This is a genomic window from Photobacterium toruni (genome assembly GCF_024529955.1).
GTDB lineage: Bacteria > Pseudomonadota > Gammaproteobacteria > Enterobacterales > Vibrionaceae > Photobacterium > Photobacterium toruni.
In genome coordinates this window covers 2,209,804-2,228,600 of record NZ_AP024854.1, presented here as the reverse complement: position 1 = coordinate 2,228,600, position 18,797 = coordinate 2,209,804, and the positions used below count along the sequence as shown (strand labels likewise).

Annotated in this window: 23 protein-coding genes; 14 read left to right on the top strand and 9 right to left on the bottom strand. The window is 38.3% G+C overall.

What is annotated here, in order from left to right; genetic code table 11:
• Positions 1-13: 13 nt before the first annotated feature.
• From gpt to OC457_RS10560, 5 genes are all read left to right on the top strand, one after another.
• Complete coding sequence (gpt, locus tag OC457_RS10580; protein ID WP_080172810.1) at positions 14-472, top strand: xanthine phosphoribosyltransferase; 459 nt, start codon at positions 14-16, stop codon at positions 470-472.
• A gap of 185 nt (positions 473-657) precedes the next feature.
• Positions 658-1,917, top strand: a complete 1,260-nt coding sequence (gene frsA / locus OC457_RS10575; protein ID WP_080172812.1) for an esterase FrsA — start codon at positions 658-660, stop codon at positions 1,915-1,917.
• A 250-nt stretch (positions 1,918-2,167) separates the two neighbouring features.
• Positions 2,168-2,578, top strand: coding sequence for a sigma factor-binding protein Crl (crl, locus tag OC457_RS10570; protein ID WP_080172813.1), 411 nt, complete (start codon positions 2,168-2,170; stop codon positions 2,576-2,578).
• 245 nt (positions 2,579-2,823) lie between these two features.
• On the top strand, positions 2,824-3,978 hold the full coding sequence (gene proB / locus OC457_RS10565; protein WP_080172815.1) for a glutamate 5-kinase: 1,155 nt from the start codon (positions 2,824-2,826) through the stop codon (positions 3,976-3,978).
• Between the two features lie 80 nt (positions 3,979-4,058).
• The gene (locus tag OC457_RS10560) at positions 4,059-5,300 is read left to right on the top strand and encodes a glutamate-5-semialdehyde dehydrogenase (protein ID WP_080173311.1); all 1,242 of its coding nucleotides are present in this window, start codon (positions 4,059-4,061) and stop codon (positions 5,298-5,300) included.
• A gap of 83 nt (positions 5,301-5,383) precedes the next feature.
• On the opposite strand, the gene OC457_RS10555 is transcribed toward OC457_RS10560, so the two are convergent.
• From OC457_RS10555 to OC457_RS10540, 4 genes are all read right to left on the bottom strand, one after another.
• Positions 5,384-5,926 carry an NUDIX domain-containing protein gene (locus OC457_RS10555; RefSeq protein WP_080172817.1) on the bottom strand — a complete coding sequence of 181 codons (543 nt, stop codon included), beginning with the start codon at positions 5,924-5,926 and terminating at the stop codon, positions 5,384-5,386.
• The gene (locus tag OC457_RS10550) at positions 5,919-6,131 is read right to left on the bottom strand and encodes a DUF2897 family protein (RefSeq protein ID WP_080172819.1); all 213 of its coding nucleotides are present in this window, start codon (positions 6,129-6,131) and stop codon (positions 5,919-5,921) included. The genes OC457_RS10555 and OC457_RS10550 overlap by 8 nt, the downstream gene beginning before the upstream one ends.
• 217 nt (positions 6,132-6,348) lie before the next feature.
• Complete coding sequence (dapE, locus tag OC457_RS10545; RefSeq protein WP_080172821.1) at positions 6,349-7,479, bottom strand: succinyl-diaminopimelate desuccinylase; 1,131 nt, start codon at positions 7,477-7,479, stop codon at positions 6,349-6,351.
• A gap of 13 nt (positions 7,480-7,492) precedes the next feature.
• Positions 7,493-7,846, bottom strand: a complete 354-nt coding sequence (locus OC457_RS10540) for an ArsC family reductase (protein ID WP_080172823.1) — start codon at positions 7,844-7,846, stop codon at positions 7,493-7,495.
• Positions 7,847-8,093: 247 nt separating this feature from the next.
• Between OC457_RS10540 and OC457_RS10535 the strand changes: the two genes are divergently transcribed.
• Complete coding sequence (locus tag OC457_RS10535) at positions 8,094-8,375, top strand: winged helix-turn-helix domain-containing protein (protein WP_080172824.1); 282 nt, start codon at positions 8,094-8,096, stop codon at positions 8,373-8,375.
• Between the two features lie 82 nt (positions 8,376-8,457).
• On the opposite strand, the gene OC457_RS10530 is transcribed toward OC457_RS10535, so the two are convergent.
• Entirely contained in the window at positions 8,458-9,084 is a 627-nt protein-coding gene (locus tag OC457_RS10530; protein WP_210436051.1) for a response regulator, read from the bottom strand.
• 10 nt (positions 9,085-9,094) lie between these two features.
• On the bottom strand, positions 9,095-10,783 hold the full coding sequence (gene narQ / locus OC457_RS10525; RefSeq protein ID WP_080172825.1) for a nitrate/nitrite two-component system sensor histidine kinase NarQ: 1,689 nt from the start codon (positions 10,781-10,783) through the stop codon (positions 9,095-9,097).
• A gap of 304 nt (positions 10,784-11,087) precedes the next feature.
• Between narQ and napF the strand changes: the two genes are divergently transcribed.
• The 6 genes from napF to OC457_RS10495 all read left to right on the top strand — a co-directional run bounded on the left by napF (position 11,088) and on the right by OC457_RS10495 (position 15,682).
• Positions 11,088-11,570 carry a ferredoxin-type protein NapF gene (gene napF / locus OC457_RS10520; RefSeq protein WP_080172827.1) on the top strand — a complete coding sequence of 161 codons (483 nt, stop codon included), beginning with the start codon at positions 11,088-11,090 and terminating at the stop codon, positions 11,568-11,570.
• Positions 11,571-11,597: 27 nt separating this feature from the next.
• A complete protein-coding gene (locus tag OC457_RS10515; protein WP_080172829.1) occupies positions 11,598-11,870 on the top strand; it encodes a chaperone NapD in 273 nt (90 codons plus the stop codon).
• Complete coding sequence (gene napA / locus OC457_RS10510; protein ID WP_080172830.1) at positions 11,867-14,353, top strand: periplasmic nitrate reductase subunit alpha; 2,487 nt, start codon at positions 11,867-11,869, stop codon at positions 14,351-14,353. Before OC457_RS10515 ends, napA begins: the two co-directional genes overlap by 4 nt.
• Positions 14,354-14,421: 68 nt before the next feature.
• Positions 14,422-14,922, top strand: a complete 501-nt coding sequence (locus tag OC457_RS10505; protein ID WP_080172832.1) for a nitrate reductase cytochrome c-type subunit — start codon at positions 14,422-14,424, stop codon at positions 14,920-14,922.
• Between the two features lie 27 nt (positions 14,923-14,949).
• On the top strand, positions 14,950-15,525 hold the full coding sequence (locus OC457_RS10500; protein WP_080172834.1) for a NapC/NirT family cytochrome c: 576 nt from the start codon (positions 14,950-14,952) through the stop codon (positions 15,523-15,525).
• Between the two features lie 19 nt (positions 15,526-15,544).
• Positions 15,545-15,682 (top strand): TIGR02808 family protein, encoded by a 138-nt coding sequence (locus tag OC457_RS10495; RefSeq protein WP_080172836.1) that lies wholly within the window; start codon positions 15,545-15,547, stop codon positions 15,680-15,682.
• Between the two features lie 80 nt (positions 15,683-15,762).
• Here the strand turns inward: OC457_RS10495 and OC457_RS10490 are convergent, their stop codons facing one another.
• Entirely contained in the window at positions 15,763-16,218 is a 456-nt protein-coding gene (locus OC457_RS10490; RefSeq protein WP_080172837.1) for a DUF1499 domain-containing protein, read from the bottom strand.
• Between the two features lie 11 nt (positions 16,219-16,229).
• Positions 16,230-16,571, bottom strand: a complete 342-nt coding sequence (locus OC457_RS10485) for a DUF2956 domain-containing protein (RefSeq protein ID WP_370737952.1) — start codon at positions 16,569-16,571, stop codon at positions 16,230-16,232.
• A gap of 452 nt (positions 16,572-17,023) precedes the next feature.
• Here OC457_RS10485 and OC457_RS10480 point away from each other — a divergent pair, with 452 nt between their 5' ends.
• Both OC457_RS10480 and OC457_RS10475 read left to right on the top strand, forming a co-directional pair.
• Positions 17,024-17,470 (top strand): DUF2919 domain-containing protein, encoded by a 447-nt coding sequence (locus tag OC457_RS10480; protein ID WP_080172841.1) that lies wholly within the window; start codon positions 17,024-17,026, stop codon positions 17,468-17,470.
• A 19-nt stretch (positions 17,471-17,489) separates the two neighbouring features.
• Positions 17,490-17,906: a hypothetical protein gene (locus OC457_RS10475; protein ID WP_080172842.1), complete on the top strand. Its 417-nt coding sequence runs from the start codon at positions 17,490-17,492 to the stop codon at positions 17,904-17,906.
• A gap of 375 nt (positions 17,907-18,281) precedes the next feature.
• Here OC457_RS10475 and crr read toward each other — a convergent pair whose 3' ends face one another.
• On the bottom strand, positions 18,282-18,791 hold the full coding sequence (crr, locus tag OC457_RS10470) for a PTS glucose transporter subunit IIA (protein WP_045037603.1): 510 nt from the start codon (positions 18,789-18,791) through the stop codon (positions 18,282-18,284).
• Between the last annotated feature and the right edge of the window lie 6 nt (positions 18,792-18,797).

Below are 18,797 nucleotides of genomic sequence, written 5' to 3'. Positions count from 1 at the left end.
AGGTTGTTTTACTATGAGTAATAAATTCGTCATCACTTGGGATAACATGCAAATGTACACACGCCAGCTAGCAGAAAAGTTGCTACCAGCAGAGCAGTGGACAGGTATTATTGCAGTTAGCCGTGGCGGTTTAGTGCCTGCGGCTATTTTGGCGCGTGAATTAGGCATTCGTCACGTTGATACTGTTTGTATCGCAAGCTACGATCATGATCATCAACGTGACATGAAAGTGATCAAGCAAGCTGAAGGTGATGGTGAAGGCTTTATCGTAGTTGACGACTTGGTTGATACTGGCGGTACTGCTGAAAAGATTCGTGAAATGTACCCACGAGCTAAATTTGTAACGGTATGTGCGAAGCCTGCTGGCCAACATTTAGTGGATGATTTTGTTGTTAGCATTCCACAAGATACTTGGATTGAACAGCCTTGGGATATGGCAGTGACTTTCGTTGATCCTATTGCTAAAAAGTAATTAATTTATTTAAATGCCGGTTTATTAATACAATACTATTGTGGCGATGATCGTGCTTGAAAACTAAGTTTTAGTGAAGACGTCACGTTGTTGGCGTCTTTTTTTTTGGTTTTTAATTATTGATGACGGTTTAGGTATATTATCTAGGTCTATTAAGAAAAGAGATATATACGTTGGAGGATGCCGTGTCGGAACCATCAAAACAAAATTTATCAGAAAAGCTATTTGCTCCACGTCAAACCAGCAAAGAGACGTCGAATATTGTTAAGATTGCGCATGTTCGTAGTGGTGATGTAAACAATGCACTTGATGGTGAAAGTCAGCTTGGTTGGTATCGTGTTTTACGCCGTCCACAATGGATTTGGCAAGGTGTTGACCCTATTGAACAAGAAGCTGTTTTAGCAAAGATTGCAGGTTCAACGGCACCTCGTACAAGTGAGCATCTATTAGATACTGTTATTGGTTATCGCTCTGGCAACTGGACTTATGAATGGTCACAACTTGCATCTAATTATCAACAATTAGCCCGTACTGCGGTTAACAATGGTGATAAATTAGCGGCATCAGAGCTATTATTTAAAGCTAGCACTCATTATAGCATTGCCGCATATCCTTATATAAAAGGTGATCAGTTGGCTGATCAAGCGGAATTACAAGCTAATCAAAGTTATCGTGAGGCGATTGAATTACGCCCACATGATATGCGTAAAATTGATGTTAAATATGAAAATAAGACCTTTGAGGCATTCATTCATTTACCACGTACCGATAAGCTGTTACCAACAGTGATTGTCAGTGGTGGTTTAGCGACATTACAAAGTGATCTCTGGCGTTTATATGCTGATTATTTAGGCCCGGCTGGATATGCAATGGTTACGCTTGATATGCCATCAGTAGGTCACAGTGATCGTTGGAACTTAACCGAAGATACTAGCCGTTTACACCAAGCATTATTGCAACAAATTCGTGATGTGCCTTGGGTTGATAACCGTAATGTTGCAATGTTAGGGTTACGCATGGGAGGCAATGCGGCGATTCGACTTGGGTTTATGGAGCCGACACGTTTGAAAACCTGTGTCAGTATTGGCGGTGCGATTAATAGCTTTCTTACTCAGCCTAAGTTGTTAGATAACATTCCTCGAATGTATTTAGATGTACTTGCATCTAGAATGGGTAAAAATGGTCAAGCCGAGGCGAGTATCAAATCACATTTGCCAGCATGGTCTTTAAAAAATCAAGGTATTTTAGGGCGTCGCCGCGTTGATATTCCAATGCTAGGTATTGGTTTGAAAGATGATCCTGTTTGCCCTGAGATAGACAATCAATTAATTGCACTATCAAGTTATGGTGGTAAAGCGATGACGTTACCTGCAAAACCTATTTATGATGGTTATCATCGAGTGATGACTGAAGTTGTTAAATGGCTTGATGATAAAATGAAGTAAATATCGGGTTCGATAGATTATTTATTAATAACGGGAGTGTACGATGGTGCGCTCCCGTTTTTTATTTAAATATATTGTCATGATATTGTTAGCAAAATTGGCATCTAAGGTTTGTTATTTTGTTAAATATTATTCATACTATAGTAAATTATTATTGTACTAAACGTGTTTTAAAATACGTTATGGATGATGAAAAGGTAGTAAGTATTACTTACATATTCAATACCACTGACTATGGATGGACAATATAATGACAATAGCAACAAGCTTTCCACCGCATGGACGTTTAATGTCTAAATTGACTGCAATTGGTCCTTATCTTCGAGAGAAAAAATCACAGCCACAAAAGTTCTTTTTTGATTGTTTATCCAGTTGTATCAATGCTGATAAAGAGCCAGAGCTGCGTGAATTTTGGGGCTGGTGGTTAGTCATGACGGCTACGGATAGTGGCTATCAATATGAGTATGATTTTGGCCGTTTTAATGCCGCGGGTGAGTGGGCCTCTGGTAAATTACCAGCCAAACATAAAGAGGCTGTTTTAAAAACATTAGTCGATTTTTACGCTAAATTAACGCCCTTTATTATTGATGAATGTGAGTTAACCTTAGTGCCGGCTGCAACGTTAGCTCAAACGCCTCTGACTAAATTATCGGCTCACTAAGCCTCATTACTTTTTTAGATGTCTTAAATGACCACTAGCGACATTAAATAGAGCGATTGTGAAATTTCTATCAATATGCACAAATATTGTCGCTATGTGGTACAAGCGTTATCCATTAGGGATGTTTATGCTTAAACATCCTCCTAAAGCTGATTAATATTGATTTTGTCATTGTTTTTTTCTTGTGCTTTTCGATAGGGATTGATACAACAAAGCACTTTTATTTTTTCAATCAATTTGATCTCATGGCTGATTCAAAAAAATCTAACGCTCAACAGCAAGATGTTGCCGCTGGTGCTGCAACACATACAATTGTCGTCAAACTAGGTACTAGTGTTCTTACAGGTGGCACACTAAAACTTGATCGTGCCCACATGGTCGAGTTAGTGCGCCAATGCGCTATGTTACGTAGTCAAGGTCATAAAATTATCATTGTTACGTCTGGTGCGATTGCAGCTGGTCGAGAGCATTTAGGTTATCCCGAACTCCCCAAAACCATGGCAAGTAAGCAACTTCTTGCTGCTGTTGGACAAGGCCGCTTAATTCAAGAGTGGGAAACTTTGTTTGGCATTTATGGGATCAATATTGGTCAAATGTTATTAACCCGTGCTGATTTAAATGATCGTGAGCGTTATTTAAATGCCCGCGATATGTTAGTGGCGTTATTAGATAACGGCATTGTACCTGTTGTGAATGAAAACGATGCAGTAGCAACCACTGAAATTAAAGTGGGCGATAACGATAATTTATCTGCATTAGTGGGTATTTTAGGCGGTGCTGATAAACTTTTATTAATGACGGATCAAGCCGGTTTATTTACGGCAGATCCTCGTAGTAATCCTGATGCTGAATTAATTCATGAAGTACATACTATCGATGATAAATTACGTAAATTAGCTGGTGGTACGGTTGGTGGATTAGGCACTGGTGGTATGGCAACTAAGCTACAAGCTGCTGAAGTGGCTTGTCGTGCTGGCATTGAGGTAATTATTGCTGCAGGTCGTCGTGTTGATGTCATTGTTGATCTTGCTGCAGGTAAAGCGGTCGGTACGCGTTTTCTACCCTTAGAGTCACCACTTGAAGGTCGTAAACAATGGATCCTTGCAGGTCCACCGCCAGCAGGTGATATTGTCATTGATGATGGTGCTGTGACCGCGGTGCAACAAAAAGGCAGTAGTTTACTTGCAAAAGGTATCACTCAAGTAAAAGGTACATTTGAGCGCGGTGAAGTTGTTCGAATTTTCGATAGTAAAAATGTATTGCTTGCACGTGGTATTAGTCGTTATTCAAGTGCTGATATGGTCAAAATTGCGGGTAAGCACAGCCATGACATTCATCAGGTTTTAGGTTATGAATACGGTCATGCAGCCATTCACCGTGATGATATGGTTGTGATTTAATTACAGTGACTGTTTACATCGATAACTCATCAGACATTGAATTCGAATTTAAGTAAGGAATTATTGTGAATCTTGAAATAATGGGACAAGCTGCGCAGCAGGCTGCGTTTGAATTAGCGACGACAGCAACGGCAGTAAAAAATACTGCATTAGCGATTATTGCTGATGAATTAGAAGCAAACCAAGCCGTTATTCTTGCGGCAAATAAGCAAGATATTGATGCTGCTGTCGCAAGTGGTATGTCTGATGCCTTAATCGATCGTTTATTACTTAATGATGAACGTATTTGCGCGATTGCTAATGATGTGCGTAATGTTATTAATTTAAATGATCCTGTTGGCGCAGAACTTGATAGCCGTGTACTTGAAAATGGCATGCGATTAAGCCGTCGTCGAGTACCATTAGGGGTTGTTGGGGTTATTTATGAAGCGCGTCCTAATGTAACGATTGATATTGCAGCGTTATGTCTTAAAACGGGTAATGCGAGTATTTTGCGTGGTGGTCGTGAGACTTTTCATTCTAATATGGCGTTAGTTAAAGTCATTCAAGTTGCATTGGCTAAAGCGGGTTTACCTGCGGCATCAGTACAATATATTGAACAACCTGATCGTGAATATGTAGCGCAGTTACTCAAGCTTGATCAATATGTAGATATGATCATTCCCCGTGGTGGTGCGGGCTTACATAAAATGTGTAAAGAAAATAGTACTATTCCAGTGATCATTGGTGGTTTTGGTATTAGCCACATGTATGTTGATGAAAGTGCAGATTTATCACGTTCATTAGATGTCGTTGAAAATGCTAAAGTACAGCGTCCTTCTGCATGTAATTCACTGGATACCTTATTAGTTAATGAACACGTTGCTGCGACGTTCTTATCGCGTTTAGTTGAGCGGATGAATAAAGCTAAAGTGACATTAGTGGCTGATGATGCTGCATTTAATTTACTTGAAGGTAAAGCGAGCTTATTACGTAAAGCAGAAGCGGGTGATTTTGATACTGAATGGTTAAGTTATACGTTAGGCATTAAAGTGGTTGCAAATGTAGACGAAGCTATTGTGCATATGCGTAAACATAATGCCAGTCATTCAGATTCAATTTTAACCAATAATCTGCAAGCGGCAGAGCGATTTGTAAATGCTGCTGGCTCTGCAGCGGTATATGTTAATGCATCAACGCGTTTTACCGATGGCGCACAATTTGGTTTAGGTGCAGAAGTTGCTGTATCGACACAAAAATTACATGCTCGTGGACCAATGGGTTTAGAAGAATTGACCAGCTATAAGTGGGTTGGTATTGCTGATTACTTAAGTCGTCCGTAATAAGCACTGTAGTACCATATATATTTGAAAAGCTGCCTATTAAATGGCAGCTTTTTTATTATATAAAATAATGGGTTAATATTTTAAATTGCTTGTTTAAGTTTTGCCAATCCATAAGCCGCAATAGTGACACTGTCTTTTAGTTCACCATTAATTATCATTGCTTCAAAATCGGCAATGGAAAAAGATTGGCTAATGAGATCTTCTTCTTCAATATCTCGGTGTTGCTCAGATGCTGTGTGTAATTGGGTTGCTAAATAAATATGGCAAGTTTGGTTTAAAAAACCATAAGCGATAAATTGGCTGCCAAGATAGATCATATTATCTGCGATTAATCCTGTTTCTTCTTGCAACTCGCCTTTTGCTAGATCAAGGTGATCTGCATTTGGATTTGCTTCCCAAGCTCCTTGTGGAATTTCCCAACATCGTTGCTGAATACTATAACGAAACTGTTGAACTAAGTGGATATGGTCGTTATCAATCGCTAAAATAGCGGCACAATCAGGTTTATCAACGATGCCGTAAATACCTTCTGTACCACTTTGACGCTGGATTTTATCTTCTCGTACTGTCATCCATTTATTTTGATAAACAACACGGCTGTCTAATGTTTTGATATCAGTCATTTTTATCCTGCGTATTATTGCTGTTGTAATTGTTACTCTTATCAGAGTGTTCTGATTGCTGAGGATCCTCTTGTGGAGGCTGAGGTGGATGGCGTTTTTTAAGTCCCGTTCTCATATAAGCGGTGTACTTTAACGCGGCAATATTACTGGCAATAACCGCAATAATAATCACGCAGATAACCCAAGGATTAAAAAACCATTCCATATTTACCTCACAATGATAAATTTTATTTAACACATAAAATACAATCTATGCTGTTGATCATGAGCCACAAACTCTAGTGATAGAATACCAATAATATGCGTTAGCTGCGATGATTTACTCATCACAACAATGCATAATTATCTGTCAATATTACATGAATAGTGGCTTGGTGATGATCTTTAAATAACTATCTTTGATGGCGAAAAATAAGCAGTAATTATAAAATATTGCTAAGGATACGCTGATACATAGTCGTTAGTTTTTCAAGATCAGAGATTTTAACGCACTCATTAACTTTGTGGATTGTTGCATTTACAGGGCCTAGTTCAACAACTTGTGCACCAGTACGTGCAATAAAACGGCCATCTGATGTACCGCCAGTCGTTAATAATTGTGGTGGAATATGGTTCACCTCAGTAATAGCAGCGACAACGGCATCGACCAAAGCACCACTATCAGTTAAGAAAGGATGGCCACTCAAAGTCCACGTTAAATCATAGTCGAGATCATGTGTATCAAGTATTGAGTGCACGCGTTGTTTAATATCAGTATCGGTTAATTCAGTACTGAAACGAAAATTAAACTGCACCTCACATTGACCAGGAATAACATTTGATGCACCTGTTCCTGCTGCAATGTTCGGAATTTGAAAGCTTGTTGGTGGAAAGAAATCATTGCCGTTATCCCAATGGGTTGCTGATAATTCAGCAAGAGCAGGCAGTGCTTTATGGATTGGGTTATTGGCTAAATGTGGGTAGGCAACATGACCTTGAATCCCCTTAATAATGAGATCGCCTGTCATTGAGCCTCGGCGACCATTTTTAACAATATCACCCACGACATGAGTACTTGATGGCTCACCAACAATACACATATCTATTTTTTCATTACGCGCTTCTAAAGTATCAATAACTCGCGTGGTACCATTAATAAAGGGACCTTCTTCATCGGAGGTGATCAATAGTGCAATCGAGCCATTATGATTGGGATTTTCTGCGATAAAACGTTCAATAGCAACCACCATACAGGCCAGTGAACCTTTCATATCTGCAGCACCACGTCCGTATAAGTAACCATCAATAATTGTTGGTTCAAAAGGTGGTGTATGCCATTGTTCTACAGGGCCTGAAGGCACAACATCGGTATGGCCTGCAAATACAAACAGTGGTGCCAGTGTACCGCGGCGAGCCCATAAGTTAGTGGTATCTTCAAATACCATTGTTTCAATAATAAACCCTAGCGCCTGCAAACGATCGATCATGACTTGTTGGCAACCAGCATCTTCAGGTGTCACTGATGGTCGGTGCATTAAATCTTTTGCTAATGAAATAACGGGGCTGTCTGACATCCTTGTATCCTTATTATTTAGCCATAAAAATGACGTGATATTGGTCAGGTTTAAAACCTAAGTAGTAATGATTATTATGCTGTAATAAAGGACGCTTAATCATTGCTGGTTGTTCTAGCATTAATTGCAATGCAGTTTCACGGTTAAGATTGGCTTTTTGTTCTGCAGTTAATTGGCGAAAAGTCGTACCACGTTTATTGACCATAGCCTCCCAGCCAAGGGCTGCTTCAAATGTTTCTAGTAACGTTGAATCAATGCCATCGATACGGTAATCATGAAATTGATATGCAATATTTTCAGTTGCAAACCATTGCTTCATTTTTTTGATGGTATCGCAATTTTTTATACCGTAAACAATTGTACTCATATTTTGACTGACTTTTTTATAATAATTAAAGTGTCTTTTATAGCGAGATTATTAGCTTATCGCAACCGCTGTACTTTGATTGGTTACTATTTACGACAATAGAACAGTATTATTAGAATAATAAAAATGGGATCAAACTCACTTTTATTTGTATCCATAATGATGAAACCGAATAGCTCGTTGATCAAACGCAACACCCTAATGCGAGAACGGGCAATAATAGGTGTAGTATATTATGGAGGCCCCAATGGAACTGAATCCGGTTTTTGCCCGTAGACTTTATTTGGCGTTACTTGTTGAGCATACAGAACGCCCTAATGTACCTCGTTTAATTGAACAAACGGGTTGGCCACGACGAACGATTCAAGATGTATTAAAAGCTTTACCAGGATTAGGTATTGAATTGACCTTTGTTCAAGATGGGCGTCGGCATAATGATGGCTATTATCAATTGAATGATTGGGGGCCTTTTGATCTTCAGTGGGTTGAATCTCGAGAGCAGGATTTAATGACAGCCTTAGCATTATAAATATGAATGATGGCGTTAAAGTAATATTAACCGCAGTGTATTAATTGGCACTGCGGTTTTTTATTGGGTTAGTAACTGAATGTCAGTAACCTAAGGTTTGTAAATAAAGAACCGTTGCAGCAGTGCGTGATTTTACTTGTAATTTACGCAATAAACTTTTCATGTGAACTTTTACGGTAGCTTCTGAAATAAACAAGGAATCGGCAATGATTCTATTACTATGACCTTTTGCAACCTCTTGTAATATTTGATTTTCTCTTTCAGTTAAGCTTGAAAATATTGTGTTTTCAGCATTATTGTTATTGAGAAACTCAGTGATAGTACTGCTGTATGCTTTGCCTCCCGTTAACGCTGTTTTTAATAATGTAACCAGTTCATCTGGCTCGGTATCTTTAAGTAAATAGCCATCAGCGCCAGCGTCGAGAAGCATTTTAATATCAGTATGATTATCAGACACCGTAAGAATGACAATACAAGCATCAATACCTTCGTTACGAAGAGTTAGTAGTGTGTCTAAACCTGACATTCCTTTCATATTAAGATCTAATAAAATAAGATCTACGGGCATTTTATGGGCAAGTGCAATCGCTTCATTACCATTACTCGCCTCACTAACGACATCAAATTCACTATCAAAACTAAGTAATTGTCCAATACCTCTACGCATTAACGGATGATCATCGACGATCATTACTTTCCAAGGTGTCATATTTCTTTTCCTATAATAATGCGAACTGTAATTTTATTTGGCTGCCAACACCGACTTGAGAATGAATAGTTAACTCGCCTTTTAATCGCGAGGCACGCTCTTGCATGATATTTAAACCATAGTGATTAAGTTTTGAATTTGACGGGTTAAATCCAATGCCATCATCTGCAATTTCAACATTAATAATGCCTTGTTGTTGGTGACAATGAATTTTGATGTGGTTGGCATTAGCATGCTTAATCGCATTTAGTACCGCTTCACGAATAATTTGCAATAAATGGACTTGATTATGCGCAATGAGTGCCATTGAAGGTAATTGGTTATCAATACTAAATGTTGCTGTCGTTTGTTCTCGTAATGGCACGAGTAATTGATTAAGGGCTTCACTAAAATTGGCTTCTTTGATCGTTAATCTAAAGGTACTTAATAACTCTCGTAACTGGGTATAAGCATTAGATAATTCTTCATCAATAACTTGTACTGTTTGTTGCTGGTTATCATTAATATCGGTAGCGAGTTGGCGCTTTAATAATGTTAATTGAATTTTTAGATATGATAATGATTGTGCCAAAGAATCATGCAATTCACGGGCAATAGTAGCGCGCTCTTCCATTAATAATAATTGTTCTGTTTGTTTCTGAGTACGGTTGTAATAAATGCCACGACCTAAAATATTAGCGATATTTTCTATTAAAGCTAAATCAGGACACGGTAATTGGTATTGCCACCACAATTGACCCATCGTTTCGCCATCAATTAATAATGATTGCTGATGCCAAGCTGTAGTTTGGTATTCACCAACAGTAATTTCAGTCGTTGTACCATTTGATTCTTCAATAATTAGTTTGGCAGCTGTTAAGCCATCAATGGCAATTAATGTTTCTAGCATTTGTTGAAAATGGTGATGAGTTAAACGGCTTACCGATAATTGTTGTGAGCAGTTGTATAACACTTTAAGTGATTCATTAGCATGGCGTAAGCGGTGCGTTTTCTCATGGACACTGTGTTCTAAATCAGCATAAAAATTATCTAGATCGGCTGCCATTTGAGTAAACGTACGAGCAAGAATACCCAATTCATTGCCACTATTATTATTAATAGTTAATGCAAAATTATGTTGTTTAATTTGTTTACATCCAGCCATTAATTGATTAAGTGGGACGACTATTTGGCGCTGTGTAAATTGAATCGTAAATAACACCACCATTAAAATAAGTAATAAACCTACCGCACTAATGAGTGCCAAAAGATGTAATTTATTTTCAGATGACTGTTGTAATTCAAATACAAAGTGATCAATACGTTCCACAAAAGGAGCGACTTGAATTAAATAGCCATCTTTATCTATTTGATTTAATTCTGAACGTACCGCCCGCCATGTTAAGAGTAATTCAGTGTAATGGTGCTGTATTGTTTGAGGGGTATACCAACGATGTAATTCCTGCATTGTTGGTGATGACAGTGATTGATCAAACTCAATAGTATGGGCGTTAAGTAATGGCGATTGAGTTTCGATATCAAAGGCTAATCGATAGCTTTGCATTCTTAATGATCCTGCAGTGTTAATTGCGGCGGCATCGTTAAGACTCGAAACTAACATGCACAACGCTAAACTCGTCGTTGTTGCAACTAAAAAGAGAATGGTAACCATTGAGCGACCAATGGTGGTGGTAACAGAATTTACTTTTTGGTGTTGCATTAATTGTTAACCACCTGACATATGAAAAAATATGAGTAAAAAAAGGATTTAACAGCTATAGATATATAGATATGACAGCCATTTGTAATATCGTGAATGATTATGCGATAAAATTATAAAAAATCAGAGGTTATCCATGGTATTTTTTTGATCTAGAACAATAAATCGCGCTAATTACCCCTTAATGGGTATGTTCGTGGTTATGACGATATTTAAAAATAACGTAAAAGAAAATTAATAGAAAGTGAATGGCTATCAATAAAGTAATTTGTTGCCATTAATCAGTAAATATAAGGAGAGGGCTGTGATTAATCGTTCGCGTCGAGGTTTTTTTACTCGTAAACAGCCATCTCAACAGCAATATTTACCTTGGATAAAGGATAAACAAACATTTACTGATCATTGTTTGCGTTGCAATGCTTGTGTTGATGCTTGTCAAACAAAGATCATTGTTAAAGGCGACGGTGGTTTTCCGATGGTGGATTTTCATCATGGGGAAGGTGAATGCAGTTTTTGTTATCAATGTGCAGCTATATGCCCTGAACCTTTATTTGAACCTCAACATCAATTGCCATGGTCACAAATCGCCACGATTAATTCATCGTGTATTGCATTGAATAATATTGAATGTCGTAGTTGTGGTGATCAATGTGAAACACAAGCAATCACTTTTTCTTTACAAGTGGCAAAAGTTGCCTTGCCCGTTATTAAACAGCCAGATTGTAATGGCTGTGGGGCGTGTATAGATGGTTGTCCAGTGGCTGCGATTGAAATGATAACGCCTTAAATTTAAAGAATTATTTAGAGAGTAAACATGACATTAAATGAAGTGCATACCTCAAGCCTTATCGTTCACGTTAAGCCACAATATATAGCAACGATTAGCCAACAGATTTTAGCAATCCCAAACACAGAAATTCCTGCGACAAGTGAAGAAGGTAAAATTATCGTAGTACTTGAGACAGAGAACCAAGGCTACGTAACAGAGGCAATAGATAAAATTAATAATTTAGACCATGTGTTAATCACTTTTTTGGTCTATCACCATATTGAGCATTACGATCTACAAGCTGAGGGTAAGCTATGAAAATGACAAGAAGAGCATTTGTGAAAGCAAATGCTGCAGCATCAGCTGCTGCGGTAGCGGGGATTTCGTTACCAGCATCTGCGACGAATTTAATTGTGAGTTCTGATGAGACTGAGATTAAATGGGATAAAGCGCCTTGTCGTTTTTGTGGCACTGGTTGCTCTGTTTTAGTCGGAACTCAAAACGGTCGCGTGGTTGCAACACAAGGAGATCCTAAAGCGCCAGTAAATAAAGGGCTTAACTGTATTAAAGGTTATTTCCTTTCAAAAATTATGTACGGCAAAGATCGCTTACAAACACCCATGCTTCGTATGACCGACGGTAAATATGATAAGAATGGAGATTTTACGCCAATATCTTGGGATCAAGCTTTTGATATCATGGCTGAAAAATGGAAAGCAGCATTAAAAGAAAATGGTCCATCAAGCATTGGTATGTTTGGTTCTGGTCAGTGGACTGTAATGGAAGGTTATGCTGCATCTAAAATGATGAAAGCGGGTTTCCGTTCAAATAATATCGATCCCAATGCTCGTCACTGTATGGCTTCAGCAGTTGGTGCGTTTATGCGTACTTTTGGTATTGATGAGCCGATGGGCTGTTATGACGATTTTGAACATGCAGATGTGTTTGTCCTTTGGGGCTCAAACATGGCTGAGATGCATCCAATATTATGGACGCGTATTACTGATCGTCGTTTAAGTCATCCTCATGTAAAAGTTAATGTGCTTTCTACCTACCAGCATCGTTCATTTGAATTGGCTGATAATGGTATGATTTTCAATCCTCAAACTGATCTTGTCATTGCCAATTTTATCGCTAATTACATTATTCAAAATGATGCGGTTAACTGGGACTTTGTTAATAAGCATACTCATTTTAAGCGCGCTCAAACCGATATCGGTTACGGTTTACGGGATGATGATCCTCTTCAAGTGAAAGCTGAAAATCCTAATTCGGGCGAGATGTTCCCGATGACGTTTGAAGAATATAAAGCATCAGTTGCTGATTATACGGTTGAGAAAGCGTCAGAAATGTCAGGCGTTGAACCAGAAAAATTAATTGAGTTAGCTAAATATTACGCGGATCCAAAGTTAAAAGTGATGTCTCTGTGGACGATGGGTATGAATCAACATACTCGTGGTGTATGGATGAACAGCTTAGTTTATAACCTACATTTGTTAACGGGTAAAATATCAACACCAGGGAATAGCCCATTTTCATTAACAGGTCAGCCATCAGCATGTGGTACGGCTCGTGAAGTGGGTACTTTCTCACACCGTTTACCTGCAGATATGGTGGTTACAAACCCTAAGCATCGCGCGATAGCTGAAAAAATTTGGAAATTACCAGAAGGTACAATTCCACCAAAACCTGGTTATCATGCAGTCGTCCAAGATCGCATGCTTAAAGACGGAAAGCTTAATGCTTACTGGGTAATGTGTAATAACAATATGCAAGCGGGTCCAAATATTAATACTGAACGCTTGCCGGGTTATCGTAATCCTAAAAACTTTATTGTCTGTTCTGATCCGTATCCAACAGCAACTGCTCAGGCGTCTGATTTGATTTTACCAACCGCAATGTGGGTAGAAAAAGAAGGTGCGTATGGTAATGCTGAGCGTCGAACTCAAGTTTGGTATCAACAGGTAAAAGCGTCAGGTGATGCTAAATCTGATTTATGGCAAATCATGGAGTTCTCAAAGCGCTTTAATGTTGAAGAAGTGTGGGATGAGGCGCTACTAAACAAAATGCCACAGTATCGTGGTAAAACTATGTACGATGTTTTATTCCGTAATGGTCAAGTTGATAACTTCCCATTAAGTGAAGCTCAAGAACTTAACGATGATGCCCAGTCGCAGGGTTATTATGTTCAAAAAGGTTTATTTGAAGAGTACGCAATGTTCGGTCGTGATCATGGTCATGATTTAGCACCGTACGATACTTATCATCAAGTCCGCGGTTTACGCTGGCCTGTTGTTGATGGTAAAGAAACATTATGGCGCTTTAAAGAAGGCTCTGATCCATATGCGAAGAAAGGCTCTGATTGGGACTTTTATGGTAAGCCAGATGGTAAAGCTTTAATTATTTTTGCACCGTATGAAGCACCGCCAGAAGTACCAGATAATGAATATGATATGTGGTTATGTACTGGTCGAGTGTTAGAACATTGGCATACAGGTACGATGACGCGTCGTGTTCCTGAACTGTATAAAGCAGTACCTGATGCGCTGTGTTATATCCATCCGGATGATGCAAAAAACCGTGGTTTACGTCGAGGTGATGAAGTTTTACTTGCTTCGCGCCGTGGTGAAGTCCGTTGCCGAGTTGAAACTCGCGGTCGAAATCGTCCGCCTATTGGTTTAGTTTTTGTGCCATTTTTTGATGCTCATATTCTAGTTAATAAATTAATACTGGATGCGACAGATCCGCTTTCTAAGCAGACTGATTATAAAAAATGCCCAATAAAAATTAGTAAGGTTTAAATCTGCTTAAGGCGAACAATAATATTTTGTTCGCCATTCTAAGAATTAGCCAGTTGGCGGAGAACATCATGAAAAGAATTCTATTAGCGTTACTAGCTGTCAGTGCATTAATAGCAGGTACGGTACACAGTGAAGAGCCTGCTAATGTTGCACCTGCAGCAACTAAAATTGAAATATCTAATCCAGGTGGAATCGGAGGATTAGAGTCACTGCGTGGATTAGCCGAATTAGAAACGACACGCCCAGCAGATCCAATGAAGCGTTACCCGAGAGATCAAGGTGTGATTGATAGTGATTATGTTTATCAACCGCCGTTAATTCCTCATACTATTCGTAACTATGAAGTATCACTTAATGCTAATAAGTGTTTAGCCTGTCACAGTTGGAAAAATGCCAAAGAGATGGGGGCAACAAAAATTAGCGTAACACATTATATTGCACCACAAGAAGGGCAAGTACTTTCAGATGTATCGCCTAGCCGTTATTTTTGCCAACAATGTCATGTACCACAGGCGGATGCAAAGCCATTGGTTGAAAATGACTTCAAACGTGTAAATGCATTGCGCTAGTCATAGCCAAAAGGAGAGAGGCTATATATGAAGTTATTAAAAACATTTTGGCTACGATTAAAAACCCCTAGCAAAGTCGCGGTTGGATTAGTGCTGTTTATGGGATTTATTGGTGGGTTATTGTTCTGGGGTGCATTTAACACCGGAATGGAAAAAACCAATAGTGAAGAATTCTGTGCTGGGTGTCATGCGCCAATCGTTAAGGAAATTCAAGAGACGATTCACTTTTCAAACCGTTCAGGTGTGAGAGCGATTTGTTCAGATTGTCATGTGCCGCATAATTGGACCGATAAAATTGTGCGTAAGGTGCAGGCATCCAAAGAAATTGTAGCACATATGATGGGTACGATTGACACTCAAGAAAAATTTGAAGCTCGACGAGGTCATTTAGCTGAACGTGAATGGAAGCGAATGAAAGACAATAATTCTCAAGAATGTCGAAATTGTCATAAATTTGAATATATGGATTTTTCGGAACAAGGTCCACGTAGTGTAAAACAACACTCAACGGCATTGGCTTCGGGTGATAAAACATGTGTCGATTGCCATAAAGGGATTGCCCACAAATTGCCTGATATGAAAGATGTAGCTGGATGGCAGTAATAAGCACGAAGGAGAAATTATGAGTACGTTAGAATCCGTAATTTGGCACGTTCTTGGCTATGCTGCAATGCCAGTGATTATCTTGGCCGGCTTTATTGCAGTGGCTGCGGTGTCTGTATGGCTACTGTCGTTAGGTAAAGATAAAACACTTGATTAAATAACCATAAAACATGACCTTTAAACCATGATTGCAATAGTGAAGACTAGGGCAATCATGGTTTTTTTGTTATAGGCATATTAGTTGCTGGTGGATGTATCGTGTATTAGTTGTTGCTCAACTAATAATTGTCTAAATTGCTGAGCTCGCTTACGGTTTACACCAAAATCAGAATAGCCACTACGGGAAATAGATCTGACTTGTAGTTGTTGGTCTTGTTGTCTTACTTCAAAATCGTCAATAAATCCAAACACAGCACTATGAACTTCAAGATGAAAATAATGATCATCTTGTTCTATTAGTTTTGCTCCTGGCAGTGTTTGAGCAATCATAATAATATCTGACCATTTTTGTATACCTTTGTCAGTCAGCGTAAAAGGGGCTAATTTAAACTTTTCGCGTTGTTCGGTAGTTGATACACAATGGGATTTATTATCGCAGGGCGTGTCTATTTGACGCTGCCATGGCGTTGATTGTGGGTCAGCACAGCCACTGATTAATCCACTTAAGACTGTTATAAAGCCAAAAATTCTCATATTTACTCTCATTATAGTGTACCGGTATACGCTAAATAAGCCCCAAAACTCACCCAAGAAACCACAATAATTCCCCAAGGTAGCCAATGTTGTTTATAAATAATTTGTGGCGTTGGTAGTGAATTATCACTAATTGTTGACTGATTATTTTTAGATTGTATTGTTTTTTTCTTTAATTTATCGCGTTCTCTCGCTTTGGCTTTTTGTTGTTTTTTATATTGCTCAATTCCCTTTTGAATGCCTTGTGCGATCAGTTTAGTTTGCTCTTTGGTTTGACCTTCTTTTTGTGTGGCTTTAGCAACTCGTAATGCTTCTATCTGTGTTTCTGCAGAAGGTGCTGTGTTCTTTTTCATGGTCGCCATATAGATTAATGACCTTATTGATAAGTAATAATTAAGAGGATTATATCTGATTACTTTATTTTAGCAGCAGTGTTGTCGCATGTGTGATTGTTGTTATATATATTGAAATTTATATATTTATGGTTTTTTGTATGAAAATTCCAGTTTTAGATGAATATAGTGTTAATACTATATTCATATTGTAACTTTATGATTAGAAAGAATTTACTGAGTTGTTTTTTGAATATGTAACGGTTAATAAATGACCATATCTTGTTGGTTTTAGATCAAAAAACGTGACTTACATGGCAATATATATAAATGAAAAGTGCGGTATTCCACAAAAATAACGCTTAAATAGTACTTAATATACGTTGATCGATTACAGTCGAAATTAAGCCATAGTGTGTTGATGTTATCTTAAATTAATGTGTGTCGAGTTGAACAGGTAAGAGGAAAGTTGGTTGCTTTATCCTATTAATGCTTATGATGATCATGGGCAGTTAAAATTAAATAAGATGCTATGGCTAGCGCTGATTTTTAATGCGAAAGCATTGGTAATTTTTATCATGGCGGGTGTTAGTCGAACTCAAGGTGGGCAACTACTTGAATTGATTTATCCGCTGCGAGAGACACTTTATATAGGCATGGTGTTGGGAAGCCCATCTCTATTGTTGATGTGGTTATCAGGTCAGCGTAGTAATAATAATAAAGTTATACATTATCTGTGGCGGCATGGAAAAAAATTACTAATAGCCGTTTATAGTATCGATTTTGCTTTGCAAATATATCATCTCGTGTTGAGTCAAGGTGCATTTTCTTGGGTACGTGCATTAACCTTGTTATTAACCGTTTGGCTAGGATTATATCTAGTACGAAGCACGCGAGTAAAAGATGTGTTTGCACATTAGATTGTAAGAGGTAGTCGTAATGGAAAAGTCAGTAATAGATAAAGGGCAATTATTTCTAAGTACATTATTGAGTCCGTTAGCAATGGCGGATTGGCTGTTAGATGTCAGTTTTGAAATGCATAGTGCTTGTCGACTACGACAAACGGTTAATACATCATTGTCACTGTTACCCGGTGAAGAAACGATCTTTTTTGAAGGTTTGAGCCAAGACAATCATCATTTATACCGTGAAGTTGTGGGTAGTGCGCAATTGTTAGATGTCTCAGCTGAAAGTGTGAGTATTGCACTACAAGTACAAGAACGGTTAGATGATGGTGGCTGGCGAACTATTTTGGCACAAACATTATCGACTGGATTAAATATGCCAATACTATTTGAGTCAGGTGAGCCTAATTGCGAGCATGTTAAATTACAAGTAGAGGTGATGACCGCATAAGCCATCAATTAAATATGGGTTACGATAATGAATAAGAAACGCGACTATTTTATAGTGGCGTTTTTTTATGGCTGCTTATAAATAGAAGCAATAATGTTGACCTTATTATATCAAGCACTACCCGCTTCTGACCTAATTTCATGTACCACTACATTTTCAAGAGCGAATACTCGCAAGGGCAATAGATAATCATTTGATTAACGGTGTTGATATTACCTATGAGCGGCTTAATAATTTTAGATACATCTATTTAAGATGAATAGATAAAGTCTCACAGAGACGGTTTGATGGGCTTTTATAGACAGAAACTGGTTTATCATAAACATAAAAAAACGCAGCTAGAAAGCTGCGTTTTTTATTAAGATATTAACTATCTTATTTCTTGATGCGTAGTACTGGTGTTTCACCAACGTTTACAGCACCAGATAGCTTGATTAGCTCTTTGATCTCATCCATGTTAGAGATAACAACTGGTGTCAATGTTGACTTAGCTTTCTCTTCTAGAAGTGCAAGATCGAATTCGATGATAGTGTCGCCAACTTTAACAGTTTGGCCTTCTTCAGCGATGCGAGTAAAACCTTCGCCTTTAAGTTCAACAGTATCAATACCGAAGTGAACAAAAAGCTCGATGCCATCGTCAGACTCAATAGAGAAAGCGTGGTTAGTTTCAAAAATCTTACCGATAGTACCGTTTACTGGTGCAACCATTTTGTTGCCAGTTGGTTTGATAGCAATACCATCACCAACAATTTTTTCAGCAAATACTACATCAGGCACATCTTCGATGTTAACGATTTCGCCAGAAAGTGGTGCGATAATTTCAATTACACTAGCTTCACTGCTGTCGTCAGAAACCATTTTCTTTAATTTGTCAAACAGGCCCATATCGTT